24 protein-coding genes and 1 tRNA gene are annotated in these 26,957 nt (G+C 67.4%); 16 read left to right on the top strand and 9 right to left on the bottom strand.

Annotated features, from left to right (window positions below; translation table 11 throughout):
- Positions 1–10: 10 nt before the first annotated feature.
- On the bottom strand, positions 11–862 hold the full coding sequence (locus CW348_RS09815; RefSeq protein WP_016189428.1) for a universal stress protein: 852 nt from the start codon (positions 860–862) through the stop codon (positions 11–13).
- 316 nt (positions 863–1,178) lie between these two features.
- On the opposite strand from CW348_RS09815, the gene CW348_RS09820 reads away from it, so the two are divergent.
- From CW348_RS09820 to CW348_RS09840, 5 genes are all read left to right on the top strand, one after another.
- Positions 1,179–1,904: a CBS domain-containing protein gene (locus CW348_RS09820; RefSeq protein ID WP_016189429.1), complete on the top strand. Its 726-nt coding sequence runs from the start codon at positions 1,179–1,181 to the stop codon at positions 1,902–1,904.
- Between the two features lie 132 nt (positions 1,905–2,036).
- Positions 2,037–2,819 (top strand): HAD family phosphatase, encoded by a 783-nt coding sequence (locus tag CW348_RS09825; protein WP_016189430.1) that lies wholly within the window; start codon positions 2,037–2,039, stop codon positions 2,817–2,819.
- Positions 2,816–5,230 carry a glycoside hydrolase family 65 protein gene (locus CW348_RS09830; RefSeq protein WP_104612692.1) on the top strand — a complete coding sequence of 805 codons (2,415 nt, stop codon included), beginning with the start codon at positions 2,816–2,818 and terminating at the stop codon, positions 5,228–5,230. The genes CW348_RS09825 and CW348_RS09830 overlap by 4 nt, the downstream gene beginning before the upstream one ends.
- 81 nt (positions 5,231–5,311) lie before the next feature.
- Positions 5,312–5,815 carry a universal stress protein gene (locus tag CW348_RS09835; protein WP_011293462.1) on the top strand — a complete coding sequence of 168 codons (504 nt, stop codon included), beginning with the start codon at positions 5,312–5,314 and terminating at the stop codon, positions 5,813–5,815.
- Between the two features lie 152 nt (positions 5,816–5,967).
- Positions 5,968–7,686: a GAF domain-containing protein gene (locus CW348_RS09840; RefSeq protein WP_011293463.1), complete on the top strand. Its 1,719-nt coding sequence runs from the start codon at positions 5,968–5,970 to the stop codon at positions 7,684–7,686.
- Positions 7,687–7,849: 163 nt separating this feature from the next.
- Here the strand turns inward: CW348_RS09840 and CW348_RS09845 are convergent, their stop codons facing one another.
- Entirely contained in the window at positions 7,850–8,689 is an 840-nt protein-coding gene (locus tag CW348_RS09845; protein WP_016189432.1) for a phosphatase PAP2 family protein, read from the bottom strand.
- Between the two features lie 655 nt (positions 8,690–9,344).
- Here CW348_RS09845 and CW348_RS09850 point away from each other — a divergent pair.
- The 4 genes from CW348_RS09850 (at position 9,345) to CW348_RS09865 (ending at position 13,713) form a co-directional block, all read left to right on the top strand.
- Positions 9,345–10,022 carry a GntR family transcriptional regulator gene (locus tag CW348_RS09850; protein ID WP_011293465.1) on the top strand — a complete coding sequence of 226 codons (678 nt, stop codon included), beginning with the start codon at positions 9,345–9,347 and terminating at the stop codon, positions 10,020–10,022.
- A gap of 271 nt (positions 10,023–10,293) precedes the next feature.
- A complete protein-coding gene (pdhA, locus tag CW348_RS09855) occupies positions 10,294–11,391 on the top strand; it encodes a pyruvate dehydrogenase (acetyl-transferring) E1 component subunit alpha (protein WP_011293466.1) in 1,098 nt (365 codons plus the stop codon).
- A gap of 20 nt (positions 11,392–11,411) precedes the next feature.
- A complete protein-coding gene (locus CW348_RS09860; RefSeq protein WP_011293467.1) occupies positions 11,412–12,407 on the top strand; it encodes an alpha-ketoacid dehydrogenase subunit beta in 996 nt (331 codons plus the stop codon).
- A 10-nt stretch (positions 12,408–12,417) separates the two neighbouring features.
- Positions 12,418–13,713 carry a dihydrolipoamide acetyltransferase family protein gene (locus CW348_RS09865; protein WP_011293468.1) on the top strand — a complete coding sequence of 432 codons (1,296 nt, stop codon included), beginning with the start codon at positions 12,418–12,420 and terminating at the stop codon, positions 13,711–13,713.
- 184 nt (positions 13,714–13,897) lie between these two features.
- Here the strand turns inward: CW348_RS09865 and CW348_RS09870 are convergent, their stop codons facing one another.
- The 6 genes from CW348_RS09870 to CW348_RS09895 all read right to left on the bottom strand — a co-directional run bounded on the left by CW348_RS09870 (position 13,898) and on the right by CW348_RS09895 (position 18,733).
- Positions 13,898–14,677 carry a hypothetical protein gene (locus CW348_RS09870; RefSeq protein WP_011293469.1) on the bottom strand — a complete coding sequence of 260 codons (780 nt, stop codon included), beginning with the start codon at positions 14,675–14,677 and terminating at the stop codon, positions 13,898–13,900.
- A 416-nt stretch (positions 14,678–15,093) separates the two neighbouring features.
- Complete coding sequence (pheA, locus tag CW348_RS09875; RefSeq protein ID WP_011293470.1) at positions 15,094–16,041, bottom strand: prephenate dehydratase; 948 nt, start codon at positions 16,039–16,041, stop codon at positions 15,094–15,096.
- 10 nt (positions 16,042–16,051) lie between these two features.
- On the bottom strand, positions 16,052–16,855 hold the full coding sequence (locus tag CW348_RS09880) for a glycosyltransferase (RefSeq protein WP_011293471.1): 804 nt from the start codon (positions 16,853–16,855) through the stop codon (positions 16,052–16,054).
- Between the two features lie 13 nt (positions 16,856–16,868).
- Entirely contained in the window at positions 16,869–17,207 is a 339-nt protein-coding gene (locus CW348_RS09885) for an STAS domain-containing protein (protein ID WP_370492689.1), read from the bottom strand.
- Positions 17,208–17,209: 2 nt separating this feature from the next.
- A complete protein-coding gene (locus CW348_RS09890) occupies positions 17,210–17,815 on the bottom strand; it encodes an ATP-binding protein (protein ID WP_258076859.1) in 606 nt (201 codons plus the stop codon).
- Positions 17,816–18,400: 585 nt separating this feature from the next.
- Positions 18,401–18,733 carry a rhodanese-like domain-containing protein gene (locus tag CW348_RS09895; RefSeq protein ID WP_011293475.1) on the bottom strand — a complete coding sequence of 111 codons (333 nt, stop codon included), beginning with the start codon at positions 18,731–18,733 and terminating at the stop codon, positions 18,401–18,403.
- An 80-nt stretch (positions 18,734–18,813) separates the two neighbouring features.
- Here CW348_RS09895 and CW348_RS09900 point away from each other — a divergent pair, with 80 nt between their 5' ends.
- Positions 18,814–19,272, top strand: a complete 459-nt coding sequence (locus tag CW348_RS09900) for an SSI family serine proteinase inhibitor (protein ID WP_016187940.1) — start codon at positions 18,814–18,816, stop codon at positions 19,270–19,272.
- Between the two features lie 43 nt (positions 19,273–19,315).
- Here CW348_RS09900 and CW348_RS09905 read toward each other — a convergent pair.
- A tRNA-Leu gene (locus tag CW348_RS09905) sits at positions 19,316–19,398 on the bottom strand.
- Positions 19,399–19,623: 225 nt separating this feature from the next.
- On the opposite strand from CW348_RS09905, the gene CW348_RS09910 reads away from it, so the two are divergent.
- The 6 genes from CW348_RS09910 to CW348_RS09935 all read left to right on the top strand — a co-directional run bounded on the left by CW348_RS09910 (position 19,624) and on the right by CW348_RS09935 (position 26,915).
- Positions 19,624–20,385, top strand: coding sequence for a DUF3662 and FHA domain-containing protein (locus tag CW348_RS09910; RefSeq protein WP_011293477.1), 762 nt, complete (start codon positions 19,624–19,626; stop codon positions 20,383–20,385).
- Between the two features lie 253 nt (positions 20,386–20,638).
- Positions 20,639–21,118 carry an FHA domain-containing protein gene (locus tag CW348_RS09915; protein ID WP_011293478.1) on the top strand — a complete coding sequence of 160 codons (480 nt, stop codon included), beginning with the start codon at positions 20,639–20,641 and terminating at the stop codon, positions 21,116–21,118.
- Positions 21,115–22,539, top strand: coding sequence for a Stp1/IreP family PP2C-type Ser/Thr phosphatase (locus CW348_RS09920; protein WP_011293479.1), 1,425 nt, complete (start codon positions 21,115–21,117; stop codon positions 22,537–22,539). The genes CW348_RS09915 and CW348_RS09920 overlap by 4 nt, the downstream gene beginning before the upstream one ends.
- The gene (locus tag CW348_RS09925; RefSeq protein WP_011293480.1) at positions 22,536–23,978 is read left to right on the top strand and encodes an FtsW/RodA/SpoVE family cell cycle protein; all 1,443 of its coding nucleotides are present in this window, start codon (positions 22,536–22,538) and stop codon (positions 23,976–23,978) included. Before CW348_RS09920 ends, CW348_RS09925 begins: the two co-directional genes overlap by 4 nt.
- Positions 23,975–25,423: a penicillin-binding protein 2 gene (locus CW348_RS09930; protein ID WP_011293481.1), complete on the top strand. Its 1,449-nt coding sequence runs from the start codon at positions 23,975–23,977 to the stop codon at positions 25,421–25,423. Before CW348_RS09925 ends, CW348_RS09930 begins: the two co-directional genes overlap by 4 nt.
- Positions 25,416–26,915, top strand: a complete 1,500-nt coding sequence (locus CW348_RS09935) for a serine/threonine-protein kinase (RefSeq protein ID WP_104612694.1) — start codon at positions 25,416–25,418, stop codon at positions 26,913–26,915. Before CW348_RS09930 ends, CW348_RS09935 begins: the two co-directional genes overlap by 8 nt.
- The last annotated feature ends 42 nt before the right edge of the window (positions 26,916–26,957 follow it).

Here is a 26,957-nt window from a genome sequence, read left to right on the forward strand (position 1 = left end):
TCTGCCCCGGTCATTGGACCGGCACAACCATGACCGGCCGGGACGCGTTATGCAGCAGACCGTGGGCGGCCCCGCCCAACGCCAGCCGGGTGATCCCCCGGCCGCCGCGCGCGCCCACCACGATGAGCCGGGCCGCGCGCCCGGCCTCGGCAAGCACCACCGACGGCTGGCCTTCCACTACGTCGCGGACCACGGTGACATCCGGGTAGCGTTCCTCCCACGGCCGCAGGGCCTCCGCCAGCTCCCGGGCGTGCGACCCCCGCACCTCGTCCGGGTCGTACAGCAGCGGCCGCATCTCCGGCGACGGCAGGATCGGCTCCGACCACGCGCGCACCGCACGCAGCCGTTTGCTGCTCGCAGCGGCGGCGGCGAACGCTTCCGCCAGCACAGGGGCGGCGCGGTGGTCTCCGCTCACCCCCACCACGACCTCGGTGTCACCCAGCGGCACCACCCCCGGCACTACCACGGTCGGCACCGGCGAATGCGCTGCCAGCCGGTAGGACACGGAACCGATCCGCAGCCCGGGGAACCCGCCGCGGCCCCGCAGGCCCACCACCACCATCGCCGCGTCCCGGGCCTTGCGGAGCAGAGCGGACACGGGCGAATCCACGATCACCGCGTCGTCGACCGCAAGCCCGGGAGCCACCTCCTGGGCGCGTTCCCGAGCAGCGCGAATCACGCTGGCCGCGTCCTCTTTGATCGCCTCCGGCGACCATCCGAACGCGGCCTCCGCCCGCGGCATCACATAGGCGTTCACCACGAGCAGTCGACAATGCCGCCGTGCGGCCTCATCAGCGGCCCAGGCAACCGCGTCCAACGCTTCCGCGGACCCGTCGACCCCGACCAGGATCGCTTTCTCCATGCCGACCTCCGGTTGCCGCCCTACTACCCCTCCCGCGACCGGTCCGCCTGCTTTCATCCTCACACCGTCCGGCCCGGCGGCACAGTCCCGAAAGTCGCGGACTCGACGGTCGTCCTCCCACGACATCCGCGACACCAAGGTCTGATCACCCAGGCCCTAAGGCACTACCGAAAAAGGTGTTGCGAGTCGCACAGTGGTGGGCAGAGGGCGATGGGAGCGGACTACCCGGTCCACGGCACGACATGCGCCTCAACAACGCACGGAAGGGCTGCCTTCCACCGGGGGGTGAGTCCGCGAAGTCCAAGGGAGTGAACAGATGGACAGCACCGTCGTCCGTGATGTCATGACAGCCGAACCACCATCGGTAGTCGCCTCCACCAGTTTCAAAACCATCGTCAGAACCCTCATCAACCACCGGGTCAGCGCACTGCCCGTCGTCGACGAAGCGGGCCGGGTTGTCGGCGTGGTGTCGGAGGGAGACCTCCTCCACAAAGAAGAGTTCATTGGCGGCGACGACTATTCACCGCCGCTGCGCGCCCGGCTCCGCGCCCGGATCAGTGGGGCGAGTGGGGCGGGCGGGGCCAACAGTGCGGAGAAAGCCGCTGCCAACCGCGCCGACCAGTTGATGTCGCACCCCGCGGTCACGGTCTCCCCTGGAACATCGGTGGCCCGGGCTGCCCGGGTGATGGAACGGCACGGGGTGAAACAACTGCCGGTGGTGACCGAAGGCGACTACCTGGTGGGCATGGTCACCCGCCGCGACCTGCTCATGGTGTTCCTGCGCAGCGATGAGGACCTTGCCAGAGAAGTCCACACCGAACTGGTGGCAGCCCTCCAGCCCGTGGGAGGAGAACCGCCTGCCCTGTCCGTGGACGACGGGATCGTCACCCTGTGGGGCACCGTGGAACGGCGCAGCCTCGCCCAAACCCTGGTGCGGCGGGCCAGCCACGTGGAAGGCGTGGTGGACGTCGTCAGCGAACTCGACTGGCGGGTCGACGACGTCGTCCCCGAGTACGTGCACTGGCGCGGCAGTTCCTGGTGAGTGGCGGCCGCACGCCCACCGTCCTCGCCCCGTGCCAGCCGTGTCGGCGTCACCCGGCGCTGCTGGAACACCGGAACGCGGCCTTCGCCGCAGCCGCCCCGAACCTTGTTCGAACGACGTGAAGGAAACACAGTGACGGTGCGCGACACAACCAGGCAGGTTCTTCCGCTCGACCGGATCACCGCGGTGCTCTTCGACATGGACGGGGTGATCACAGACACCGCGTCCGTGCATGCGGCCGCCTGGAAACGGACCTTCGACGAGTTCCTCCTCGACCTGTCCCGCAGTGGCGGGCCCCCGTTCCGGCCGTTCGACCTCATCGAGGACTACCGCCGCCATGTGGACGGCAAGGCACGGACCGCAGGCATCCGCGACTTTCTCGCCTCCCGCGGCCTCACCCTGCCTGACACCGCGCCACCCGACCGGCCCGAAACCATGACCGTGGCGACGCTGGGCGACCGCAAAGACCGCTACTTCAAGGACTACATCGACCAGTACGGCGTCACCGCCTACCCTGCCACGGTCCGGCTCATCCACCGCCTGCGGGAGCGGGGCATCCGCCTCGCCGTGGTCTCCGCGAGCCGCAACTGCGCCGCAGTGCTGCGCGCTGCCGGAATCAGCGACCTGTTCGACGTCCGGGTTGACGGGGTTGACGCGGCCCGGCTGCGTCTGCCCAGCAAACCCGACCCTGCCCTGTTCCTGGAAGCGGCCCGCCGGTTAGACGTCTCCCCCGCTACCACCGCGGTCGTCGAAGACTCCCTATCCGGGGTCGAAGCGGGCCGACGCGGCGGTTTTGCCCTGGTCATCGGGGTCGACCGGGCGCATCAGCGCGCCGCACTCTACGAGAAAGGGGCGCACATCGTCGTGTCCAGCTTGGCGAGCCTGGAACTCACTGGTGCGGAGGTATCGCCATGAACCCGTGGCTGCTGCGCTACGACGGTTTCGACCCTGCCACGGAAGGACTCCGGGAAGCGCTGTGCACCCTCGGCAACGGCGTGTTCGCCACCCGGGGCGCAGCCCCCGAATCCCGAGCCGACGGAGTGCACTATCCCGGCACCTACCTTGCCGGCTGCTACAACCGGCTCACCTCCATCGTCGCCGACCACGAAGTCACCAACGAAGACCTCGTCAACATCCCCAACTGGCTGCCGTTCACCTTCCGCGCCGCCGACGGGTCATGGCTCGGCGACGGCGCCGAGCTCACCGACCAGCAGCTCGAACTCGACATGCGGCGCGGAGTGCTGACCCGCACCGGAACCGTGGTCGACAAGGAAGGCCGCCGCACCCGGCTCGTCCAACGCCGCCTCGTCTCCATGGACGACCGGCACCTCGCCGCATTGGAAACCACCCTCATCCCAGAAAACTGGGCCGGGCCGCTCACTGTCCGAGTCGGCTTGGACGGGCGAGTCACCAACAGCGGGGTTGCCCGCTACCGGGACCTCAACAGCGACCACCTGCGCCCAGGCGGCACCGAGGGCGATGAAGCAGGCCGCATGTGGCTGCGCTGCCGGACCTCCACCTCCGACATCGAAATCGTCCTCGCGGCCCGCACCACGGTCACCACGGGACCAGCACCCCAGAAAACCCAGGTGACTTGCCAAGACGAACTAGTGGAACAGACCCTGGAGATTCCCGCAGCCCAAGGGGAACAGGTCACGGTGGAGAAGATCGTGGCCGTCTACTCTTCCCTCGACCACGCGGTCAGCAACCGCAGGGAAGCGGCCCGTGCCGCCGTCGAACACGCCGCCGACTTCACCGGCCTGCTCCACCGCCACGCCACCGCGTGGCGGCACCTGTGGCGCCACTGCGACGTGACCATCAGCAACCCCGAGCACACCATGGTGCTCCACCTGCACCTGTTCCACATCCTGCAGACCCTGTCCCCCCACACCGCCGACCTCGACGTGGGCATGCCCGCGCGCGGCCTGCACGGGGAGGCCTACCGGGGGCACGTGTTCTGGGACGAACTCTTCGTCTTCCCCTTCCTCAACACCCGGTTCCCGCAGATCGCGCGCTCCCTGCTGCGCTACCGGTGGCGGCGCCTGCCCGCCGCGCGCGCTGCCGCCCGGGCCGCCGGCTACCGCGGCGCCATGTTCCCCTGGCAGAGCGGCATGGACGGCCGGGAGGAAACCCAGCGCCTGCACCTCAACCCGCGCTCCGGGCATTGGATTCCCGACGCCTCCCACCTGCAACGCCACGTGGGTCTCGCCATCGCCTACAACGTGTGGCAGCACTACCAGGTCACCGAGGACGTGGACTTCCTCCTCGACTTCGGGGCCGAACTGCTCGTGGACATCGCCCGGTTCTTCGCTTCGCTCGCCACATTCGACCGGTCCCAGAACCGGTATGTGATCCGCGGAGTCATGGGGCCGGACGAATACCACGAGGGCTACCCCGACCGGGACGAGCCCGGCCTCGACGACAACGCCTACACCAACATCATGGCCGTGTGGGTACTGCGGCGGGCCCTCGACGTCCTGCGGATCCTGCCCGACGGCAGCCGGGCTGAACTCATGGAACGCCTCGGCATGGGGCTCGACGAGCTAGCGCTGTTCGAAGACGTGCGCACCCGCATGCGCGTGCCCTTCCACGAAGGGGTCATCAGCCAGTTCGCGGGCTATGAGCACCTCGTCGAACTCGACTGGGAGCACTACCGGAACACGTACGGCGACATCCGCAGGCTCGACCGGATCCTGGAAGCAGAAGGGGACACCTGCGACCGGTACAAGGTGTCTAAACAAGCCGACGTGCTCATGCTCTTCTTCCTGCTGTCCCCGGACGAGTTCGCCGACATCCTCACCGACCTGGGCTACGAGTACGATCCCGGCCTCATCCCGCGCACCATCCACTACTACCTGGCCCGCACCTCCCACGGGTCGACGCTGAGCGCCGCCGTCCACGCCTGGGTCATGGCCCGCACCCGGCACACGGCCTCATGGCAGTTCTTCGTGGAAGCGCTGCGCTCCGACATCGCCGACGTGCAAGGCGGCACCACCGCGGAAGGCATCCATCTGGGGGCGATGGCGAGCACCGTCGACCTGGTCACCCGCTGCTACACCGGCTTGGAGATCCGCCACGGCGTGCTGCACCTCGACCCGGAGCTGCCCTCCGAGATCGACTCCCTCTCCTTCGTCCTGCCCTACCAAGGCCATTGGGGAATCCGGCTGTCGTTCCACCGCAACGAGGTGCGCATCAGCGTGCCGCCTTCCACCGCTCCCCCCGTTACCGTGCACGTGGCGGGGCAGACCGCGCGCGTGCCTGCCGGCTGCGACCACGTGTTCGTCCTGGGAGGCGGCGCTTCCCAGGACCAAGGTCCCCCGCTGTGACCCCCTTCTCCCGTAGACGGGTGTCACCCCGCCTGATTGGTTGGGTAGTGGGTGGGAAAACCGCACGCAGGGGGACTTCCGATGATTCCGACACAGCGGAAAAACCGGATCGTTGTGGGGTTCGACGGTTCGGCGATTTCCCTCGCTGCCCTCAAATGGGCGACTGAAGAAGCGCGTTCCCGAGACTCCGAACTGTGGGTCGTGCACGTCCTTGAAGAAGAACAAGTCACCTGGCCCAGCTACGCGGGCGCGCCTCCCTCCGCCGCAGAACGCCATTCCCGGCTCGTCCGGCACCTGCGCCGTGCCGTGCGCGAAGCGGAACGCCTATGGCCGCGTATTGTCCCGTTCGTGGTCGGCGGCAGCCTCGTCGCCCCCGCCCTGCTGCGCGCTGCAGCAGAAGCCGACCTGCTCGTCGTGGGCACCCCGGAACACCGCTCCCTGGACACTCCCACGCTCAGTTCCACGGCCGCGGCCTGCGTGCGTGAAGCCCGCTGCCCCGTCGTGATCGTCTCGCACGTGCCCGAACCGGCAGTGGGGGAGCGGAGCCCGCTCGCCCTCCTGCCCGCCACCCCCGTCGGATCCTGAACCACCGCCCGGCTGTCCTGTTCCGGGCGTCTTGTGAGGTCGCCAACCAATCGCTACCTCACGATCACTTTTCTGGGGGCATGCCTAGACTGGCCCCAAGGACGAAGAATCGTCTACCGCAACGGAGCGGACACCCACAGGTGAGGGCAGGCATGGCCGACGACACCCCCAACGGCGAGCGCGGCAGCGTGTTCGTCCCCCAGATGCGCCTGGACGAGCTGCTCAGTGAACTCCAGGTTCGGATCAACGCCGTCATGCTCGTCCGGGACCGTGTGCGTTCCCTCCTCGACGCGGTCGTCTCCATCGGCAGCGGCCTCGACCTGGAGAGCACGCTACGCCGCATCGTCTCCACCGCCATGGACCTGGTGGACGCCCGCTACGGGGCGATGGGGGTCATCGGCCCCGGGGGAGAACTGGAACAGTTCATCCCCCTCGGCATGAGCGACGAGGAGATCGCCGCCGTCGAACACTGGCCGGAAGGGCGCGGCCTGCTCGGCATCCTCATCAAAGAGCCGAAGACCCTGCGTCTGTCGTGCATCTCCGAGCACCCCGAGTCTGCGGGCTTCCCCCCAGGACACCCCCCGATGCGCACCTTCCTCGGTGTGCCGATCCGGGTGCGCAACGAAGTGTTCGGCAACCTCTACCTGACGGAGAAGCGGAACAACGCGGTCTTCGACGAGGAAGACGAGGCGATCGTCACCGCCCTCGCCACTGCGGCCGGGATCGCGATCGAAAACGCCCGCCTGTACGAGGAGACACGCCGCCGCGAAACCTGGCTGGACGCCTCCGACGAGATCACTACGCGCCTGCTCTCCGGAACCGCGCCCCGCGAAGTCCTGCACCTGGTCGCTAAGAAAGCCCGGCACATGGCCGACGCCGACCTCGTCGCCATCGCCACCCCCGACCGGGACGAGGAAGAGCTCGTGGTACGGATCGCCGACGGCCCGGACGCGTCCGTGGTCCGCGGCCGCTCCACCCCGGTGGAAGGATCGCTGACCGGGCGTGCCTTCCGTGGCGCGGACCCGATCATCACCGAACTGGCCCGCGAGTCCGCTACCTCCCCGACCCTGTTGCACGGGCTCGACATCGGCCCGGTAGTGCTGGTGCCGTTCGGTGCCCCCGACTCCCGCCGGGGAGTGCTGATCCTCGGCAAACGTGCCGGACGCCTCCCCTTCCCGATGCCGACTGTGCAGATGCTGCACGCGTTCGCCGGGCACGCCGCGGTCACCTTGGAGCTGGCTGAGGCGCGCCGCCACGCGGAACGGCTCATCGTCCTGGAAGACCGCGACCGTATCGCCAAGGACCTGCACGATGTGGTGATCCAACGGCTGTTTGCGATCGCGATGTCGCTGATGAGCTCGGTGCGGCGGATCGAAGACGACACGGTGGCGCAGCGGATCCAGCAGGCTGTCGACGACCTCGACGACACGATCCGCCAGATCCGCTCCACGATCTTCGCGTTGCAGCACAACACGGAAGGGGGCCCGGCCTGGCTGCGGAGCCGGATTCTCGACGTGGTCGGTGCCGCCACCGAGTCGCTGGGCTTCTCCCCCGGGGTGCGGCTGGACGGCCCCATTGACAGCGCGGTGCCGGACTCTATCGCCGAGCATGTGCTCGCCGTGCTGCGGGAAGCCCTGTCCAATGTCGCCCGGCACGCCCGCGCCTCCCAGGCCGACATCGTCGTGCAGGTGGACTCGCACGTGACCCTGACCGTCACCGACGACGGGGTGGGGCTTCCCGAGCAGGGGCGCCGTAGCGGGCTACGGAACCTCGCGGAACGCGCCGAATCCCTAGGCGGTTCCTTCGAAGCGGCGCGTCGCCCTGAAGGGGGCACCATGCTGCGCTGGCAGGTGCCGCTGCCGCGGGAGTAACCCCGCTGCTCCGGGGCTGGTGCGCCGCGGTCTTCTCGAGTACAGGCCGGATTTGTCCGCCGGTTCCCGGACTGATTCCGCGTTCCTGCCACGCCGAGCAGCGTGGCAGAATTGACCGTGAAACGCCCCGTTCCACGGGAAACCAGGAAGTCTCCGCGCGTATTCAGCGGGGATGATCAGGGGGTCGTTCCCAGTCGTCGGCTGTGGTCCGCCGGTCGGGACCGCGAGGGAGCTGCCGGCCGGAGCCCGCTTCGTCCATTCTCCGGAACAGAAACGGCCAGGACCGGCCGTGGAACGGCCACCACTGCGCCGTGCGCCCTTCGGGGATCATTTCGTCCAGCTTGATGGTCAGCCGCAGCGCGAAAGCGCCGGCGACCATGCCGGTCGCCAGGTCACTGAACCAGTGGAAGTGCAGGTAGATCGAGACCACGGCTTGCAGGAACGCGATTCCTGCAATGCAGTAGGCCAACCGGGGCACGATATGCGGCCGTACCGCCCGGTAGCGCACGATGAGGAACAGCACGAGGCCGTAGATGAGAATGGCGTTCGCCCCGTGCCCCGACGGGAACGAGACACCGCCCTCCGTGAAGAAAGAGGGGTCGTTGGTGCGCGGGTGTGACCGGCCCAGGATGAGCTTCATGCTCGCAACCAGGCAGATCATCCCGAATACGCCGCCGGTTCCGAGCACAATGGGCCGCCAGGAGCGGTGCCAGTACGCCAAGTGCAGGGCGACTACTGCCAAAACTGGTAGGGCCACGGCTCGCGAAGCGACCGTGTCAGGCCATAAGATGAGAAACGTCCTGATCTCATCTTCGAACGGGCGCGGCAGCGTGTTGATCATGACGTCGATCGGCTGGAGTGCGCCCGCAGACAGGACTGTCAACGTGACCAGGACCACAGCCAACAGAATCGCGGTCTTGTCCGACGCAAGCCCCCAGGCGATCTCGCTCGCACTGGGCCATTCCACGACCTCGGACCGTCTCGGCTCCGTCGGGCGGGTCATCACCCTCCCCTCTTGGGGACCGTGGTCGACGCTATGTCGCTTGGGGACAGATACGGGCCTTCCGTCGGGGTAGTGCGGTCTTGGTCGGATCCGCGATGTATGCATCATGTGCTCAGTGCTCTCTCCCAGGTGTGGGCTAGCCTGCGGCACGGTTGGACAAGGGGATAGCTGGCTACTGAAGGTCCTCAGGGTCGCAGGGATGCGTCCACGCCCTTCACTCGTGGACGCATGGACCGGTTGGGGGAACCGGCCACTTGACGGCTGTCCTGTCCAGTGCCGCCACCGACGGATGCGGGGGGCACAACTGTCGGCAGCGCACCGGCATGGCCGCTTTCGACGCGGGGTTCCGCCCCGAAAGCGGCCGGTGATCAGAACATGTCCGACAGATGAGCATACCTGGCGACTCTGTCAAGAGACTCTGATACCCATTGGCTACGATCGCTCCTACCTCGTGTTTTCATGTCCGGCAGGGTTCTGCTAGGGCACTGTTCACGGGGCCGAGACCCAGGTGTGAGCGTTTCGTGAAGCAACAGCGCCCCAAGGCACGCATTCGGCGGGCCGCGGGGGTATGCGGGAGGCGACCGAAATTCGATATGGCACGCTTGATCAGCCCGCCCGGCCGTCGTCTACACAGCAAAGCAGAGAAAGGCCGTCGATGGTCGAACTTTCCCAGAAACCGGGGGACGCCTCCCGTCTGGATCGCAATCCGCTCCGCGAACAGATCCGCCGCGTCCTAGTCGACGGCTTGCTCTCCGGCCGGTGGAAGCCGGGAGAGCGGATTGTGGAGCGCCGGGTGGCAGCCGAGCTCAACGTGAGCCAGGCCCCGGTCCGTGAAGCCCTGCGCGAACTCGAAGCACTGCGGTTGATCGAATCAGTGCCCAACAAGGGCGCCCGGGTCCGAGACTTCGGCGTCGCGGACATGGCCGAGATCTATCCGGTGCGTGCCGGACTGGAACTGGTCGCGGCCCGCCTCGCCGCTCCCCGCCTCGCGGAAGACATCCGGCCACTGGAACGCGAAGTGGAAGCGCTGCGCGAAGCCACCGCCGCGGGAGACGTGGACGGACAGATCAAACACAGCGTCGAATTCCACCGCGAAATCGTGCGCGCCGCCCACAACAGTGTGCTGCTGCACACCTGGGAATCGCTGGGCGTGGAAGTGTGGACCGCGCTTTCTGTGCGCTGGCTCAACATGGAGCTCCATGCCAAGGTCGCCGACCACTGGGCGATCACCCAGGCGTTCCGCAACCGGGACCCCCACGTCGGCCAGATGCTCAGCGACCACGTGCTCAACTACGTCGAGGCGGCACTGCGCTCCCGCGACTCCGTGAGTTGACTCGCTCCTCCCCGGAGCTCTTCTCCGCTATCTGCGAAAACAGAGGATTGCCCGTAAAGTCGTATTGATCGATCATCGATCGATACCTAAAGTGGACGCGACATAGATCACATCAGCCACAAGAAAGACGGAGAACCCAGCCACACCGCGCACCACCGTTGAGCCCGGTGGGTAGCGCACCGGTCGTACCGCGCTCCGTCCGCGGCACGACCCCGGCCCGTGAAGGGTCAACACCAGACACGGGTCCTTTCACACACAGAAAGGCAGCGACATGGCTGACACGGCCAAGCCGAAGGCGACCGGCAAGACCGGTTCTCGCCGCCGCGCGGCCCGTAATAACGCCGACTCTCACTTCAACGGTGAGAAGCCCGAAGTACTCCTCGACTACTACCGGCAGATGCTGCTGATCCGCCGCTTCGAGGAGCGTGCCGCGCAGGCCTACACCCAGGCGCGTATCGGTGGCTACTGCCACCTCAACCTCGGTGAAGAAGCCACCATCGTCGGTCTCATGGAGGCGCTCCAGGAGCGCGACTACCTCTTCACCAACTACCGGGAACACGGCTACGCCATCGCCAAAGGCACCCATCCGCGGGAAGTGATGGCAGAGCTCTACGGCCGCTCCACCGGCGTCTCCAAGGGCTGGGGCGGCTCCATGCACCTGTTCGACGCCCGAACCCGCCTCCTGGGCGGCTACGGCATCGTCGGCGGCCAACTGCCGCTCGCCGTCGGCGCTGCCCTCGCCATCACCTACCGGGGCAGCGACGAAGTCGTCATGTGCCAGATGGGCGACGGCACCACCAACATCGGCGCGTTCCACGAGTCGCTGAACATCGCCAGCCTGTGGAACCTGCCGGTGATCTTCGTGGTGATCAACAACTTCACCGGTATGGGCACGCCGGTCGAGCGCTCCTCGGCAGAGCCCGAACTGTACAAGCGCGGCTCCGCTTACCGGATTGAAGGGGTGCGCGTCGACGGCCGGGACGTCCTCGCCGTCCGCGACACCGCCACCACACTGGTGGAGCGGGCCCGCAGCGAACACCGCCCCTTCCTGCTGGAAGCCTTCAGCTACCGGATGAAAGGCCACTCCGTGGTGGACCCGGCCAAGTACCGCACCAAGGAGGAGGCGGAGGAGGCCCTCGCCAACGATCCGATCGCCATGTTCGAAGAACGCCTGACCGAGGCGGGCATTCTCACCGACGAGATCAAAAAGGAGATCGCCGAATCGGTGAAAGCCGAGGTCGCCGACGCCGCCGATTTCGCGGAGAACAGCCCGCACCCCGAGGTGTCCACGCTGTTCGACTACACCTACGCCACCCCGGTGGCCAACGAGTCGCGCCGGATGCCCGCCGACCCGGTGTTCGCCGAGTAGACAAGGAGCGACTCCGCACCATGCCCGTCATCACCTACCGTCAGGCCCTGCGCGACACCCTGCGTGCCGAGATGCACCGCGACGAAAACGTCTTCCTCATGGGTGAGGAGATCGGCGTTTTCGAGGGCTCCTACAAGATCACTGAAGGCCTCCTCAAAGAGTTCGGGGAGCGGCGCGTCCGCGACACCCCCATCGCCGAGGAGGGGTTCGTCGGTGCAGCCGTCGGCGCAGCCATGCTCGGCCTGCGCCCGGTCGTCGAAATCATGACGATCAACTTCTCCCTGCTCGCCCTGGACCAGATCGTCAACCATGCCGCGAAGATCTACGGCATGTTCGGCGGCCAGAACAGTGTGCCGATGGTGATCCGCACCCCGGGCGGCGGCGGCCAGCAGCTCGGCGCCACCCACTCGCAGAACGTCGAGCTGTACTACGCGTTCGTGCCCGGGCTGAAAGTCGTGGCGCCCAGCACGCCCGCTGACGCCGCAGCCCTGCTGCGTGCCGCGATCCGCGACGACGACCCGGTGCTCTTCCTGGAGAACCTCGGCCTGTACAACACGAAGGGCGAAGTCCCCGACGAAGAAGTCGTCGGCGAAATCGGCCGGGCCGCCGTCGTCCGTGAAGGCACCGACATCACCCTCGTCGGCTACTCCCGGATGGCCATGATCGCCACTCAGGTGGCGGACCGACTCGCTGAAGAGGGAATCAGTGTCGAGGTCGTTGACCTGCGCTCCCTGCGTCCGCTAGACCGGGAGACGATCGTGAACTCGGTGAAGAAGACCGGGTGTGCGGTCGTTGCCGAAGACGACTGGTTGACCTATGGGATCGGCGCGGAAATCGCCGCATCCATTCAAGAAGGCGCATTCGACTACCTCGACGCTCCGGTGCGCCGGGTGGCGATGGCCGAAGTGCCCTTGCCGTACGCCAAGCCGTTGGAGAACGCCGCACTGCCGTCAGCGGAGTCGGTCACGACCGTGATCTACGAAACCCTGAGAGCCGTCGGCCGGAGAGTCGGTTAAGGAACCACAGATGTCTGAAATCTACATGCCGCGCCTCTCCGACACCATGGAGGAAGGCGTCATCAGCTCCTGGGTGAAGCAGGTCGGTGACAAGGTCTCCGTGGGCGACGTGCTGGTGGAGATCGAGACCGACAAAGCCGTCATGGAGTACGAAGCCTACGAAGACGGCTACCTGGTCCAGCAGACGGTCCGCGAAGGCGAAACCGTGCCGATCGGCGCGGTCATCGGGGTGATCGCCGACAGCCCGGACGCTGTCCCTGCCGCCCCGGAGGGCGGGGAGGGCGCCGAGCAGAAGGCGGAGGAGCCGCAGCAGCCCGCGCCCGCCGCCCAGGAGGCCAAGGAAGAGCAGCCCACGGTCCCGGCCCCGGCCGCCCCGGCAGAGCAGGGAGGCAAACCGCGTCCGCTCTCCTCGCCGCTGGCCCGCCGCCTGGCCCGCGAATACGGTCTCGACATCACCAAAATCCAAGGGTCGGGCCCCAAAGGCCGGGTGGTGCGCGCCGACGTGGAAGCCGCAGCCCAGCAGAAGCGGGAGCAGGAGGCTGCTGCACCGCAGCCCGCTGCCGCCAAGGCACCCGCCCCTGCCGCGGCCCCGCCGCAGCCGGAGTTCGAGGACCTGCGTGCCTCCGAAGAGGTTCCGGTCACCAACATCCGCCGGGTGATCGCCCGCCGGCTGACCCAGGCCAAGCAGGAGATCCCCCACTTCTACCTGCGCCGCCGGATCGACGCCGAAGCGCTCAGAGAGTTCCGGGCGCAGATCAACGAGCAGCTCGCCCCGACCGGGGTGAAGGTCAGCGTCAACGACCTGATCGTCAAAGCCGTAGCCACCGTGCTGCGCGACCACCCGGAGGTGAACTCCTCGTGGGTGGACGACAAGCTGCTGCGGCACAAGCGGATCAACGTGGGCATCGCGGTGGCTGTGGACACCGGCCTGGTGGTCCCGGTGCTGCACGACGCCGACACCCTGGCGCTGTCGGAGGTCGCCCGGCGCTCCCGCGCCCTGGTGGAGAAGGCCCGCGACGGCAAGCTGAGCCCGCAGGACATGAGCGGCGGCACGTTCAGCGTCAGCAACCTGGGCATGTTCGGTGTGGAGAGCTTCTCCGCGGTGATCAACCCGCCGGAGGCGGCGATCCTCGCCGTGGGTGCGATGCAGCAGGAGCCGGTGGTGCGCGACGGGGAGATCGTGGCCCGGCACACCATCGCGCTGGAACTCTCGGTGGACCACCGCGCGGTCGACGGCGCGGTCGGCGCCGCCTTCCTCAAGGACCTGGCCGAAGTGCTGGAGTCCCCGATGCGGATCGTGCTGTAGCCCGTATCCCGTGCAGAGCCCGCCCTGCCTTCCGCGGGGCGGGCTCTGCCGCGTGTTCCGGATCCCACCCGGCCCTGCCTGTGCTTCGCGGTACGGCGGAGGGCCCCGCCTGCCAGCACCCTCCCCCATGTCAGGACCGGCAGACGGGGCCTCGCCGTTCACCACCCCAACGAGGTCGCGCTGTCTACGGGGTGGTGAACACTTGGTGGGGCTGGAAGATGCAGATGTTGGTCTCGCTCTGCACGTTGGAGTCGGTGATCTCCACAAAGTAGGCGTAGGTGGTGTCGGGCTTCAGTTCCGCGGCCACGGTGACGCTGTCCCGGTTGAGGCCCGCGGTCGCGTCTCCGCGGAGCTTCTGGAAGAAGATGTTGTCCCACCAGGTCAGGTTCTGCGTGTCGAACTCTCGCGCGGAACCGCCCTCCGCGAGCCGGTAGATGTAGTAGGCGTCGCGGCCAGCCAGCTCTTTGAGGGTGCGCCACGAGCACACCAGGTCGGTCAGCGCGGTCCCTTCCGGCAGCCGCTGGCGGCCCGAAGGCGCAAAAGAGTTCAGGATCTGCTGCCGGTGTTCCCGGTAAGCGGGGACGAGCGCGTCGGTGGACTCCTGCCGCTGCATGCGGGACCGGCGGTCCACGGTGCCGTCCTTGCCCGTGACCTCGATGGTGTACTCGCCTTCCGGCAGGAAACCGGTGGCGAGGTTGACCATGTACCAGTAGTAGTCGAGGGTCCGGTCGTAGATGTAGCCGTTCTTGTTGTCCGGGGTGAACCGCTGATTGGCGAACTCTACACGGTAGCCGTCGGGGCCGTAGGCGACGATGCTGTCGATCAGCTCGGGCGTGGGCGCACCCTTGGTGGGATAGAACGAGACCAGGAACTTGTGCTGTTCGCGGGGCAGGGGCGAACCGTCAAAGTCCCAGTAGACATTGCAGGCCATGATGTCGAAGATCCGGACGGTGCTCTCGGCCATGGTTCGCGCTCCCTCATCGTGATCGGCTGCGCGGTAACGCCGATCCGGTGCTGCTTCCTCTTCCAGCCTGAACCGAACACCGCCTCACGCCTATCGGTAAGATGACCAGTTCTCGCGCGCCCGTCGCCTGGCCAGCAAGAACTCAGGGCAGGCATCCGTGCCCGCCGGGCGCGGCGCTCCCCGGGCACCCGACAGGCCCCGCTGCAAGGAACCAGCAGGCACATCCGGGTGAGTCCCGCCGCCGGCCGCCGACAGTCCGCGGACCGGCACGCACCGTCACCGCAGGAAAAATGCGGCAAGCACAGCGCAGCCCCGGGGCGTTGATGATGAGACCGCAGTGGCGCGCCCGCCGACGGTGTTCCCCGCCGAACCGGTTCTCCCCACCCGGGCAGGCCCGGCCGCACCCGGCCTGGGTGTCAGTCGACCTGTCCCGCGCGGATGCGGGCCAGCCACCGCTCTGCCTCGTGGAAGTCGTCGTCCGTAGTGCTGACCCGGGCCCGCGGCCGCCTCTGCTGCATGCCTGCGTCCGAACGCGGATAGCTGCCCAGGAACCGCACGTCCCGGCAGATGCGCCGCAGCCCCATGAGCGCCTCGCCGATCCGGGCCTCCGCCACGTGGCCTTCCGCGTCCATGAAGAAGCAATACGTGCCCAGCCCGTCCCCGGTAGGCCGCGATTCCAGGCGGGTCAGGTTGACGTCGCGGACCGCGAACTGGGTGAGCAGCTCCACGAGCGCCCCCGGATGGTCGTGGGGCAGGAACGCCACCAGCGAGGTGCGGTCAGCCCCGGTGGGCTCGGGCAGCGGCCCCGGCCTGCTGAGGTAGATGAACCGGGTAGCGGCGTCGGCGCGGTCCCCGATCCCTTCCGCCAGAGGCACCAGCCCGTACCGCTCTCCCGCGATCCGCGCGCAGATCGCCGCGTCATAGGGGGACGCGGGATCGGACACGGACTGGGCTGCCGCGGCGGTGGAGGAGACCACGTACGACTCGGTGTTGGGCAGGTTCTCCGCCAGCCATCCCCGGCACTGGGCCAGTGCGTGCGAGTGGGTGGCGACCCGTTTCACGTCGTGGAGCGTGGTCCCAGGGCGGGCGAACAGCGTGAACTCCACCGGCACGGTGATCTCCGCGGTGATGAGCAGCGGTTCACCGTTGACGAGTTCCGCTGTGGTGGCGCTCACCCCGCCCTCCACAGAGTTCTCCAGCGGGACCACCCCGCCCTCGACCTCACCGCTGCGTACCGCCGCGAACACCATGTCCACGCCGTTGCACGGCACAAACTCCGCGGATGGCGTCTCCGGTTTGAGTGCGCGCAACGCAGCCTCGGTGAACGTGCCTTCAGGGCCGAGGTAGGCATAGCGGTTCGACATGTACAGCAGGCTACTCCGCTCGTTGGACCTGTTCGTTCGCTATCCGCCCTAGAAGATCGGCCCGCGCTCTCCGCGCCCGTACGCCGCGCAGCTCCCGCACTGCGAGAGCGCGGGCCACGTCGACGAACTGGCGGGCCCGGTGCAATTGGGAGCGGAGATCGGTGCCGGTGGCACGGTGCTCCATCGGCACTTCCACTTCCACCACCCGGAACCCGCGGCTTAGCAAGTCGATCGTCAACCCGGTCTCCACCCCGAACCCCGGGGCGAGCGGGCTGGCCGCGTCGAAAGCACGCCGGGTCATACAGCGCTGCCCGTTGAGCGGCTGCTCCATCTCCCGCCCCGTGGCGCGCCGGATACCTTCGCGGGCCAGTCGGACGACCATGCCGTGCCCGCCGAGCCGCAGCCGGGTGGCCGGGAACCGCGCGATCGTCATGTCCGCTTCCCCCGCGCAGACCGGTTCGATCAGAGCCGCGGCCGCGCCAGCGGTCTCCCCAAGGTCGGCGTCCACGAACAGCAGGTGCCGGGGGGCCACGTCAGCGCCGGACCGCCGCTCGTCCGCTTCATAGCCGCGGACCCCTTCCGCACCGGTCTCCATGGCCGCGCCTTTGCCCCTGTTTCGGGCATGCCGGAACACGCGGGCCCCCGCGGCACGGGCCACGGCCGCTGTCTCGTCGCGGGACCCGTCGTCCACGACCACGACCAGGTCCACGTGGGGCAAGGCGCGCACCGCCCGCACTGTGGCGCCGATCCGCTCCTGCTCGTTCCTGGCAGGGATGACGGCGGCGACCCGGCCCGGTCCCCTGGTAGATGCCATGGCTGCTCTCCGGCTAGGTGGCGACTCCCGTAGCAGTCGCCACGAAAGTGTCGACGGACTCGTGGATGGTGAAGACCTCGTCCAGACCGGTAATCTGCAGAATCCTGCGGACTGCGGGTCGGGGAGCTGCGAGTTCAAGGTCGCCGTTGTTTCCGCGTGCCTGTTTGAGCGCCGCTAGGAGCACCCCCAGGCCGGTGGAGTCGCAGAATTCCACCTCGCCCAGGTCGACCACGGTCTTCCCACCGGACACCACCGCGTCGGCGAGTTCCCCCCGGAGCACCGGCGCGGTGTACAGGTCAATCTCCCCACAAACGGATACTATTACGTGATCTAGACGATACTTCTTTGAGATCTTCAGCTCCACAGGGCTGACTGTAGCGACCGGAGGCCGACCTCGGCCAGCGCCCGAACGGTGTTTCGCCCTACCGTTTCCTTCCCGTGCGTTTTCCGCGCTGACCGGCGCAAACACGGTGAAGCGTCATGCCGAGGAGGCACGCGGCATTCTGCAACGGCTTCCGTCACCGCGATCACTGGAATGTCGATCATCGCCCACACCGTGGTGGTGTTCGCATCCAGCTCCGTGCCCCACTTCGCGGATATCTGCTGCACAATGCCCAAACCGCGGCCGCCCCGGGCCGAAACCGACGGCCCCGCTACCCGCGGCAGGGTCTCCCCGCCCCCGTCGCTCACCGCGATCTCCACCCAGTGGCCGCCGTCCTCCTGGCTCTCCTGGTCCTCGGCACACACCAAGCGCCACGCCACCCGGACCCGGTTCGGCGGGTACGGCGGGGGGAGCGGGCTCGCATGCCGCAGCGCGTTGACCAGCAGTTCAGTGAGGACAAGTGCAGCATCGTCCACGAGCGACCGAGCAATCCCCGCAGCACGGAGGTCAGCGCACAGGTATCGGCGCGCAACGGCGACGCTCGACAACGCATATGGCAACAGTACGGCCCGCGACACGTCCCCACTCCTCAGTTCTCCGAAGGCCCGCCCGCCGCCCTGCTCTCCCGGGGCAGCGACCCTACCCGTCTCCTGGTTGTGCTGGTTCTCGGCTGATCAGCGCGCGACGCCGTCCCTGAATACCACCAGGTGCGGGATGCCCGGTTCGGCTTTCCAGGAAACCCGCGTGCCCGTGGCGGTATCCCCCCCGCGGTCCTCGACTGCCGAATTGATGTCCGCACCCCCAGCCAGGTTTTTCTACTCTCCCATCCGAGACGCCCGTAGGGTCGGAAACGCACTGTAATGTGAATCTCATCTGCGTTTCTCCTGGTCGACGGGCATACGAGGCTTTTGTCCGCGACTGCGGCGGCTCTGCCGCCGCCCGGAGACACCGCGGGCCGCCTACAGGCCCGCCCCACCGTGGGAAGACCAGAACAGAAAATCGCCGCGACACCAAGACGACAGCCGCGGACACGCCCTCCAGCCAGGCACAGGCCGGCGTGCCGTGCCCGCAGCACTCCTCTCCTGCGGGCGATCCCGTCTCCCTTCCGACAGCAGGAAAGGGCCGCCGCAGCGGCCCCCACGCTGAGCGCTCGTGCAGCCCGCCTAGAGCACGACCGGAGGCTCTCCCGTCTCACTCACCATGGGACGCCGCGCCAGCGCCCAGGCGCTCATCCCCCCAGCGACGTTCGCGGCCCGCCACCCTGCCTCGTTGAGGGCCTGGACGGCACGTGCGGAGCGTCCACCGACCCGGCACAGGACATACACCTGGGTGTCCTTGGGAATCTCCGCGGCGCGCTCCGCCAGTTGCCCCAGCGGAATGTGGACGGCGTTAGGCGCGTGCCCTGCCCGCCACTCGTCCTCCTCGCGCACGTCGAGCAGGTAGCCGTTCTCCGGAACCGCGCTCACCTCGACCACCGGAATGCTGACACCGGACACCTAGACCCCTCTCCGCACTGAGAAGATCACGATCAGTAGCAAACGGAAACCCTATCCCGTTCGTACGCGTTTGACAGAGTATGCGCCGTCTCGTTACCGCCGCCGTGGGAATCCCGGTCACCGCTGTCTGCATCCTGCTCTGCGGCTGCAGCCCCGCCACCGACACCTCGCCGCCCGCCACCACACCCGGCGTCTCCCCGCAGCCACAGACCGAACTGACCATCGAACGCTTCTCCGCCGTCGAGGACAGCCCCACGCCCCGCGCCGAGCCCTCGCCAGACGTGTGGACGCTCACCTGTGGACCAGCCGGCGGCACCCACCCCGACCCTGCAGCAGCCTGCGCCGCCCTCGACCGCGCCGGCACCGACGTGTTCGAACCGGTTCCCGCCGACCAGCCCTGCATCCTCGTCTACGGGGGCCCGGAAACCGCCACCGTGCGAGGACGCATCGACCACACGGACGTCAACGCCGAGTTCTCCCGCACCAACGGCTGCGAAATCGCCCGATGGGAGCAACTCGCCCCGCTCCTCGACCCGTAGCCGTCGGAAAAGAACAAGGCCCCGGCACTGCCGGGGCCGCTTGTGGGCGGGGAGGGATTTGAACCCTCACATCCTCTCGGACACACGGACCTGAACCGTGCGCGTCTACCGTTCCGCCACCCGCCCGAGTGGCATTTCATTGCCATTGTATCCGCCGTTGACAGTGCCCTGACCCTGCGGGTTCGGGATCCCTGTCCGCGGTGTGCCTCAAGGCTAGCACGGTCTCAGAGGAGTCCGTGCATCTTTTCTCCTTCACCGGTCACTTGGTAACGACTCCGTCCAGTGAAGCAAAAGAGGCCTTAGCCCGGTTACGATCATCTCATCGGGACGTGGAGTCAAGGGAGGTACCTCGTGGGAGTGCTTCAACGCTTCGAGCGCCGGCTCGAAGGGATGATCGAAGGCACCTTCGCGCGAGCCTTCAAGTCGGAGCTCCAGCCCGTCGAGGTCGCCAGCAACGTGCAACGCGAGATGGACGAACGCGCCGCGATCGTCGCTCAAGGCCGCACCCTGGTCCCTAACGACTTCGTCGTGGAACTCTCCGCCTCCGACAGGGAGCGCCTCGCCGTCTACGCCGACAACCTCGGCCAGGAACTCTCCAAACTCGCCCGCGAGTATGCAACCGAACAAGGCTACTCGTTCGTTGGTCCCGTGCGGGTGAGATTCGAGACGGCCGACGACCTCCAAACCGGTCGCTTCCGGGTTCGCTCCGCGGTGATCCGCGGAGACACTGTCAAGGACGGCGAAATCATCAAACCGGTCACCGACCATCCCCGCCGCGGTAGCGTGATTCCAGGACGTCCCCGACTGCTGCTGTCGCCCGGCGGCGCAGCAGCCGACGGCTCCCTCACCGCTCAGGGAGCCCAGCAGGCCTACGAGCTCACCTCCGAGGTGACGCTCCTGGGTCGGGGTACCGACTGCGACCTGCGCCTGGTGGACAACGGGGTCTCACGCCACCACGCCGAGATCCGGCTGGAAGGAAACGAGGCCATCCTGGTGGACCTGAACTCCACCAACGGGACGTTCGTCAACGGCCAGCAGGTCCAACGGGCCCGCCTCGTGGACGGCAGCCGGATCAGCCTCGGCAGAACCACCATGACCTTCCGGCGGGACTAAACAACTGAACGGAACCGAGACCCGCAACGTTACGCGACGGAGCGGGTCTTCCTCCATAGCTACACCCGTGAGAATGACCTATCCCCCGACCGAGACTTTATTCCGAATACCGCTTCAATCGGGCACAATAACCGGGTCCAATGGGTTCACCTGGCTTCCGAGGCGGTAGACACGGTTCAACGCGACAGCATGCGCTGGCGGAGCCATCACCGCTGACCCAGCCGGAGCACGACAGGGGCTGAAGAGCACTGCAATGTCCGAGTTGACTCTCTTGTTGATCAAGCTCGCGTTCCTCGCGGTGCTGTGGCTGTTCATCATCATGGCGGTGGGAGTGATCCGCACCGACCTGTTCGGCCCGGCCACCAGCAAGAAACGCAGCTCCGCCCGCGGCCGAGAGGCCGGACGCCCCAGGCCTGCCCGCCCTGCACGCAGGCGACGCAACGAACCTCGCTCCCTCGTGATCGTCAAAGGCCCCCTCGCCGGGACGAGTATCGACCTCACCTCCCAGCCGATTATCATCGGCCGCGCCAAAGACTCCACGCTCGTCATCAACGATGACTACGCCTCAGGTCGCCACGCCCGGCTCTTCCCCGACAACGGCCGCTGGATCGTCGAGGACCTCGGTTCAACGAACGGCACCTACCTCGGCCAGTCCCGCCTGACCCGTCCCCAGCCCGTCTCCATCGGACAGCCCATTCGCATCGGCAAGACCGTTCTGGAACTACGCAAATGACTATCGCACTTCGCTACGCGGCGTACTCCGACGTCGGCTGCCTGCGAGAGGGCAACGAAGACTCCGGTTACGCGGGCCCCAACCTGCTGGTCGTGGCTGACGGGATGGGAGGTCACGCGGGCGGCGAAATCGCCAGCTCCCTGGCCGTGCACTCGCTGATGCCTCTCGACGAGGACATCCCCAGCGGCGAGATGGTCAAAGCCCTCCAGGAAGCTGTCGCGGCAGCAAACGAGGCACTGGCCCGCAAGGTCATCGAAGAGCCCCACCTCGAAAACATGGGCACCACCCTGACCGCCATGCTGTGGTCAGGCTCCCGCATGGTCCTCGTTCACGTGGGCGACTCCCGCGCCTACCAGCTCCGCAACAACGAGCTCAAACAGATCACCAGCGACCACACCCTCGTGCAGACCCTGGTCGACGAAGGCAAGATCACCGAGGACGAGGTCGCCACCCACCCCCAACGCTCCCTCCTCCTCCGCGCCATCCAAGGCCAAGGCCGCGTCGACCCGGACGTCTCCGTGTGGAAAGCCGAAGTCGGCGACCGCTACCTCCTCTGCTCCGACGGCCTGTCGGGTGTGGTGAGCAAAGAAACAATCCACGAAACCCTCGCCAGCGCTCCCACCCCCGCAGATGCGGCGTCCCGCCTCATCGAACTCGCCCGCCGCGGCGGCGGACCCGACAACATCACCGCGGTCGTCGCCGACGTCATCGACACCGCCATCGACCCGGTGGGGCCCACCGCTACCCCCACCGTGGTTGGCGCGGCAAGCCAACGCCGCGAACCCTTCTTCACCCCCTCTGACACCCCTGCGGGACGCGCCCAGGAACTCGCCCGCGCCACCACCGCCAACGCTGGCGACACCGCCGAAATGGAGCGCATCCCCCCCTACGAACCGGAGGAAGACGACTTCGAACCGCCCCGCACCCGCCGCTGGTGGCCGATGGTGGTCACTTTCCTCATCATCGTGGCCGTCGTGGCCGGCGTGGGCTTCTACTTCGGCCGCCAATTCCTCCTCAGCCAGTACTTCGTGGGGGCGAGCCCCGACGGCGAAGTCGCCATCTACCAAGGCATCAACACCGACATCGCGGGCTATAGCCTGGCTACTGAACTGCAGCGCACCGGCATCCCCCTCGACGGGCTCCCCGTCACCGAACGCGAGTCGGTTGAGCGCAGTATCACCGTCGACAGCCTCAGCGAGGCCGAAGAGCGGGTCGCTGCCCTACGGGAGACCTTCGAAAACTGCCAGCGTGACCCTGCCTCCTGCGGCCTCGACGACGCCGACGACGACCCCCAGCCGCCGGTCACCCCCAGCCGGGGCACGACGACGGACACACCAGCAGGAGGACCCTCCGCCCCCACCCCCGCCACCGACGCGGAGCAGCGGGCGAACGACGCGCAGGGCAATGGAGGCCAGCAATGAGCGAGGCACTGTCGGCCGCGCTGCCGCCGGTCAAACGGCGCAACGCCGAACTGGTCATGCTGCTGTTCGCGATCGGCATCACGCTGTTCGCGCTCATTGAAGCCAGCCTGACCCGCAACGGTGAAATGCCGCCGAACCTCTTCCTGTACGGCGGGCTGTTCGGCGGGCTGGCGCTGCTCGCGCACGTCTTCATCCGGTTCTTCGCCCCCTACGCCGACCCGCTGCTGCTCCCGCTGGCCACCCTGCTCAACGGACTGGGCATCGCCATGCTGTGGCGCCTGTTCGAAGCCACGGGCGACACTTCGCGAGGCAGCGCGATGGACCAGTTGATCCTCACCGCTGCCAGCCTGGTCGTCTTCGCGGCGATCGTGTACTTCCTCAAAGAACCCCGCGTCCTGCAGCGCTACCCCTACATCACGGCGCTCACCGCGGTGTTCCTGCTCCTGCTCCCCCTCATCCCCGGCCTGGGCATGACCATCAACGGTGCCCGCCAGTGGATCAACCTGGGGATCACCAGCCTCCAGCCGTCCGAGTTCGCCAAGATCGCGCTGGTCATCTTCCTCTCCGGCTACATGGTCACCAAGCGCGACGTGCTCTCACTGGTCAGCAAGCCGCTGAAAATCGGCCGGGTCAAAGTGCTCGACCTGCCCCGGATGCGCGACACGGCGCCGATGGCAGTCATGTGGGGCTTCTGCATCATCGTCCTGGTCATCCTCATGAACGACCTGGGCACCTCGCTGCTGCTGTTCGGCACCTTCCTCGCCATGATCTACGTGGCCACGCAGCGCTCCTCGTGGATCATCCTGGGCCTGACCGCGTTCTTCGGGGCCTGCGTCATGCTGTACCCGCTGGTCCCCCACTTCCGCACCCGCGTGGTCACCTGGCTGGACGCCTTCAACCCCGAAGTGTTCTGCACCGACGAGGTCATCGCCAACAACGCCGACGCTTTCTGCGTGCAAGCCGGGCAGAACAGCCAGCAGCTCGTCCAAGGCCTGTTCGCCATGGGAGAGGGCGGCATCCTGGGCGCCGGACTCGGCGGCGGCAAGCCCGGCCACGTCCCCGAAGTGCAGAACGACTTCATCTTCAGCGCCTTCGGCGAGGAGCTCGGGCTCACCGGTCTCATGGTGATGCTGCTGGCGCTGGCCCTGCTCGCCCAGCGCGGCATGCGCATCGCCCTCGCCTCCCGAGAGCTGTTCGTCAAAATGTTCGCCTCGGGCATCTCCTTCCTCATCGCTTTCCAGAGCTTCGTGGTCATCGGCGGCGTCACCCGCGTCATCCCGATGACCGGTGCCACCATCCCCTTCGTGGCCAAGGGTGGTTCAGCCCTGCTGTCTAGCTGGATCATGCTCGCCCTACTGGTCCGGATGAGCAACAACGCCCGCAAACCGGCCCCCGTGGCCATCCAGGACGAGGGTGCGACCCAGGTGATCTCCCGATGAACAAGCCCATTCGCAGACTCGCGGTGTTCTCCCTGGCCTTGTTCGGGGTGCTGCTGCTGAACACCACCTGGATCCAGGCGTTCCAAGCCGATTGGCTCCGCGAGCACGAGTTCAACCGGCGCGACGTCGCCGAACGGACCTCCCTGCCGCGCGGCCCAATCGTGGTGGGCAACGAACAGATCGCCACCTCCACCTACAACGAGGACGGGGAGTACTACCAGCGCGAGTACCCTGAAGGGGAGCTGTACGCGCACCCGGTGGGCGTGTTCAACCCGATGGGGAACTTCGGTATCGAACAGACCCACAACTCCTACCTCGACGGTTCCGACGAAAGCCTCATGGTCCGCAACTTCCTGGACATGCTGACCGGAACCGAGCCCCAGGGTGCTTCCGTCGTCCTCACCCTCAACCCGGACGCCCAGCGGGCAGCCCTGGAAGGGCTGAAGGCGTACGCCACCAACGGCCGGGGAGCAGCCGTCGCCCTCGACCCGAAGACCGGCGCGGTGCTGGCCGCGGCCTCCATCCCCACCTACGACCCGAACTCGGTCGCTGACCTGAGCGACGTCAACACCTCGGTGGAGAACTGGAACAAGCTGGCCGACGACAAGAACCAGCCCCTGCTCAACCGGGCCTTCAACGAGCTCTACCCGCCCGGCTCCACGTTCAAGATCGTCACCGCCGCCACGGCCCTGGAAAACGGCCACACCATCGAATCCACTATTGACGCGCCCGCGTCGATCCAGATCGGCGGCAGCCAGCTCCCGAACGCGTTCAGCGGCCCGTGCAACGGCGGGGCACCCGACTCGATCGCGCACTCGATCGAGATCTCCTGCAACACCTCGATGGCGAACTGGGCCATCGAACTGGGCGCTGAAGCCCTGCACGAGCAGGCCACCGCTTTCGGGTTCAACTCCGGCCCGATGGACATCCCCGTCCGGGTGACGGAAAGCTCCGCACCGCTGGAGCCCGACGACAACCTGCGCGCCCAGATGGGCATCGGGCAAGGCCAGTTGCAGGCCACCCCGCTGCAGATGGCGATGGTCGCAGCCGCGGTGGCCAACGACGGCACCCTCATGCAGCCCTACCTCGTCCAAGAGATTCTCGGACCGGACATGTCCGAGATCGAGTCCACCACCCCCAAGGTGCTCAGCGAAGCAATCAGCGCCAACACTGCCGAACAGCTCACCCAGGCCATGATCCTGGTCACTGAAGGAGACGAAGGCAGTGGCAAAACCGCGGCGATCCCCGGTATCCAAGTAGCGGGGAAAACCGGTACCGCTGAGGTCGGCGACGGCGACACCCACAACTGGTTCATCTCCTTCGCTCCCGCTGACGACCCCCAGGTCGCGGTGGCGGTCGTCATCGAGCGCGGTAACGCCAGCGGTGGCACTCTGGCGGCTCCGGTAGCCAAAGCGATCATGGAAGCAGTGATCAACGGTGAGTGAGACCCCTGAGCGCGGACTTGGTTCACGGGCCGGGGTGGTACTGGTCGACCGGTACCGCCTCGACGAGCGCATCGGCGTGGGCGGCATGGGCGAAGTGTGGCGGGCCACCGACATACTGCTCAGCCGCCCCGTGGCAGTGAAGCTCCTGCACCTTGCCCAGGTCAGTGACCCGGTCTCACAACAGCGCTTCCGCACCGAAGCGCAGATCACTGCGGCGCTGTCGCACCCGAACATCGCCCAGGTCTACGACTACGGCGAACAGGACGGCTTCTCCTTCCTGGTCATGGAGCTGATCACGGGGGAGTCGCTGTCCGCCATCATCAAACGCAACCCAGGCCTCGACCCCGACATCACCCTGGACGTGGTGGACCAAGCCGCCCAGGCGCTGTCCGCCGCCCACGCCAACGGGGTCATCCACCGCGACATCAAACCGGGCAACCTGCTGGTGACCGAAGACGGCACGGTGAAGCTCACCGACTTCGGTATTGCCCGCGGCAACGAGTCAGTGACCCTCACCCAGACCGGCATGGTGATGGGCACTGCCCAGTACATCTCCCCGGAGCAGGTATCGGGAAAACCCGCCAGTCCGCTGTCGGACATCTACGCGCTGGGCATCGTCGCCTACGAGTGCCTGGCGGGCCACCCGCCCTTCACCGCGGACACTCCGCTGGCGCTGGCACTCGCCCACTCCCGGGAGCCTCCCCCGCCCCTGCCGGACAGCGTGCCGCCCGCGGTGCGGGAACTAGTGGAGTGCATGCTGGCCAAAGACCCGCAGGAGCGCCCCTCGTCTGCTGCCGAAGTATCCCAGTGGGCCCAGCGGCTCCGCGCCGCACTCAACGGAGGAGACGCCACCGAGGCGCTAGGACTGGTGTCGGCCACGGCGGCCACCGCAGTGGTCCCCGCCCAGCCCGGCCCTCCTACCGGGGACAGCACCCCCGTTGACAGCCCGCATTCGGGCGCTCAAGCTCAGACGTGGCCTCCCCCGCAAGGCAAGGACTCGGATAGAGTTGCCGAGACATCTGCAGCACCGAACAGCCGCCTGAACCTACCCGTCGTGTTCGCTCTGATCGCAACCGTCGGAGCTGTCGCGGTGGGGATCTTCCTGGTCGGGCTGCTGGGGAAGGAACCTGGTACCAATGGGGCTCCAACCAGTCATCGGTCGGTCGTCCCGACACTCTCTCGATCCCCCGACACAACAGAGAACATAACGACCGACTCGCAGACCCCTGTCCCAGACAATCCCGGCGGTCAGCTTCCCCCGCTCAACGACGAGCCGGAGGAGAGCTACTCGCCGGCCCCGCACCCAGAACCAACGACGCCTCCACAGTCCGAGTACCCCTCCCCACCCGGGGACGGCGCCGACTCCACACCCGATCCCGGGGAGGAACCCGGTGGCCCTTCGGACGAGGACGACGCGGATGGCGGCGGTGCGGCACCGGGCGGTCCCACCGGAGGCACCGGTGAGGAGTCGCGAGGCTCCACGCCGCCCTGACGGCCGCTCAGGTCCTTTCACGACTGTGAGGAACAGTTCACG

Source organism: Thermobifida sp., assembly GCF_017577275.1.
Taxonomy (GTDB): Bacteria; Actinomycetota; Actinomycetes; order Streptosporangiales; family Streptosporangiaceae; genus Thermobifida; species Thermobifida fusca.

What these genes read in the sequence shown, in the direction of transcription:
- CW348_RS09815 (WP_016189428.1), bottom strand. Translation starts at nt 862, where the DNA reads ATGGAGAAAGCGATCCTGGTCGGGGTCGACGGGTCCGCGGAAGCGTTG.
- CW348_RS09820 (WP_016189429.1), top strand. Translation starts at nt 1,179, where the DNA reads ATGGACAGCACCGTCGTCCGTGATGTCATGACAGCCGAACCACCATCG.
- CW348_RS09830 (WP_104612692.1), top strand. Translation starts at nt 2,816, where the DNA reads ATGAACCCGTGGCTGCTGCGCTACGACGGTTTCGACCCTGCCACGGAA.
- CW348_RS09835 (WP_011293462.1), top strand. Translation starts at nt 5,312, where the DNA reads ATGATTCCGACACAGCGGAAAAACCGGATCGTTGTGGGGTTCGACGGT.
- CW348_RS09840 (WP_011293463.1), top strand. Translation starts at nt 5,968, where the DNA reads ATGGCCGACGACACCCCCAACGGCGAGCGCGGCAGCGTGTTCGTCCCC.
- CW348_RS09845 (WP_016189432.1), bottom strand. Translation starts at nt 8,689, where the DNA reads ATGACCCGCCCGACGGAGCCGAGACGGTCCGAGGTCGTGGAATGGCCC.
- CW348_RS09850 (WP_011293465.1), top strand. Translation starts at nt 9,345, where the DNA reads ATGGTCGAACTTTCCCAGAAACCGGGGGACGCCTCCCGTCTGGATCGC.
- pdhA (WP_011293466.1), top strand. Translation starts at nt 10,294, where the DNA reads ATGGCTGACACGGCCAAGCCGAAGGCGACCGGCAAGACCGGTTCTCGC.
- CW348_RS09860 (WP_011293467.1), top strand. Translation starts at nt 11,412, where the DNA reads ATGCCCGTCATCACCTACCGTCAGGCCCTGCGCGACACCCTGCGTGCC.
- CW348_RS09865 (WP_011293468.1), top strand. Translation starts at nt 12,418, where the DNA reads ATGTCTGAAATCTACATGCCGCGCCTCTCCGACACCATGGAGGAAGGC.
- CW348_RS09870 (WP_011293469.1), bottom strand. Translation starts at nt 14,677, where the DNA reads ATGGCCGAGAGCACCGTCCGGATCTTCGACATCATGGCCTGCAATGTC.
- pheA (WP_011293470.1), bottom strand. Translation starts at nt 16,041, where the DNA reads ATGTCGAACCGCTATGCCTACCTCGGCCCTGAAGGCACGTTCACCGAG.
- CW348_RS09880 (WP_011293471.1), bottom strand. Translation starts at nt 16,855, where the DNA reads ATGGCATCTACCAGGGGACCGGGCCGGGTCGCCGCCGTCATCCCTGCC.
- CW348_RS09900 (WP_016187940.1), top strand. Translation starts at nt 18,814, where the DNA reads ATGCGCCGTCTCGTTACCGCCGCCGTGGGAATCCCGGTCACCGCTGTC.
- CW348_RS09915 (WP_011293478.1), top strand. Translation starts at nt 20,639, where the DNA reads ATGTCCGAGTTGACTCTCTTGTTGATCAAGCTCGCGTTCCTCGCGGTG.
- CW348_RS09920 (WP_011293479.1), top strand. Translation starts at nt 21,115, where the DNA reads ATGACTATCGCACTTCGCTACGCGGCGTACTCCGACGTCGGCTGCCTG.
- CW348_RS09925 (WP_011293480.1), top strand. Translation starts at nt 22,536, where the DNA reads ATGAGCGAGGCACTGTCGGCCGCGCTGCCGCCGGTCAAACGGCGCAAC.
- CW348_RS09930 (WP_011293481.1), top strand. Translation starts at nt 23,975, where the DNA reads ATGAACAAGCCCATTCGCAGACTCGCGGTGTTCTCCCTGGCCTTGTTC.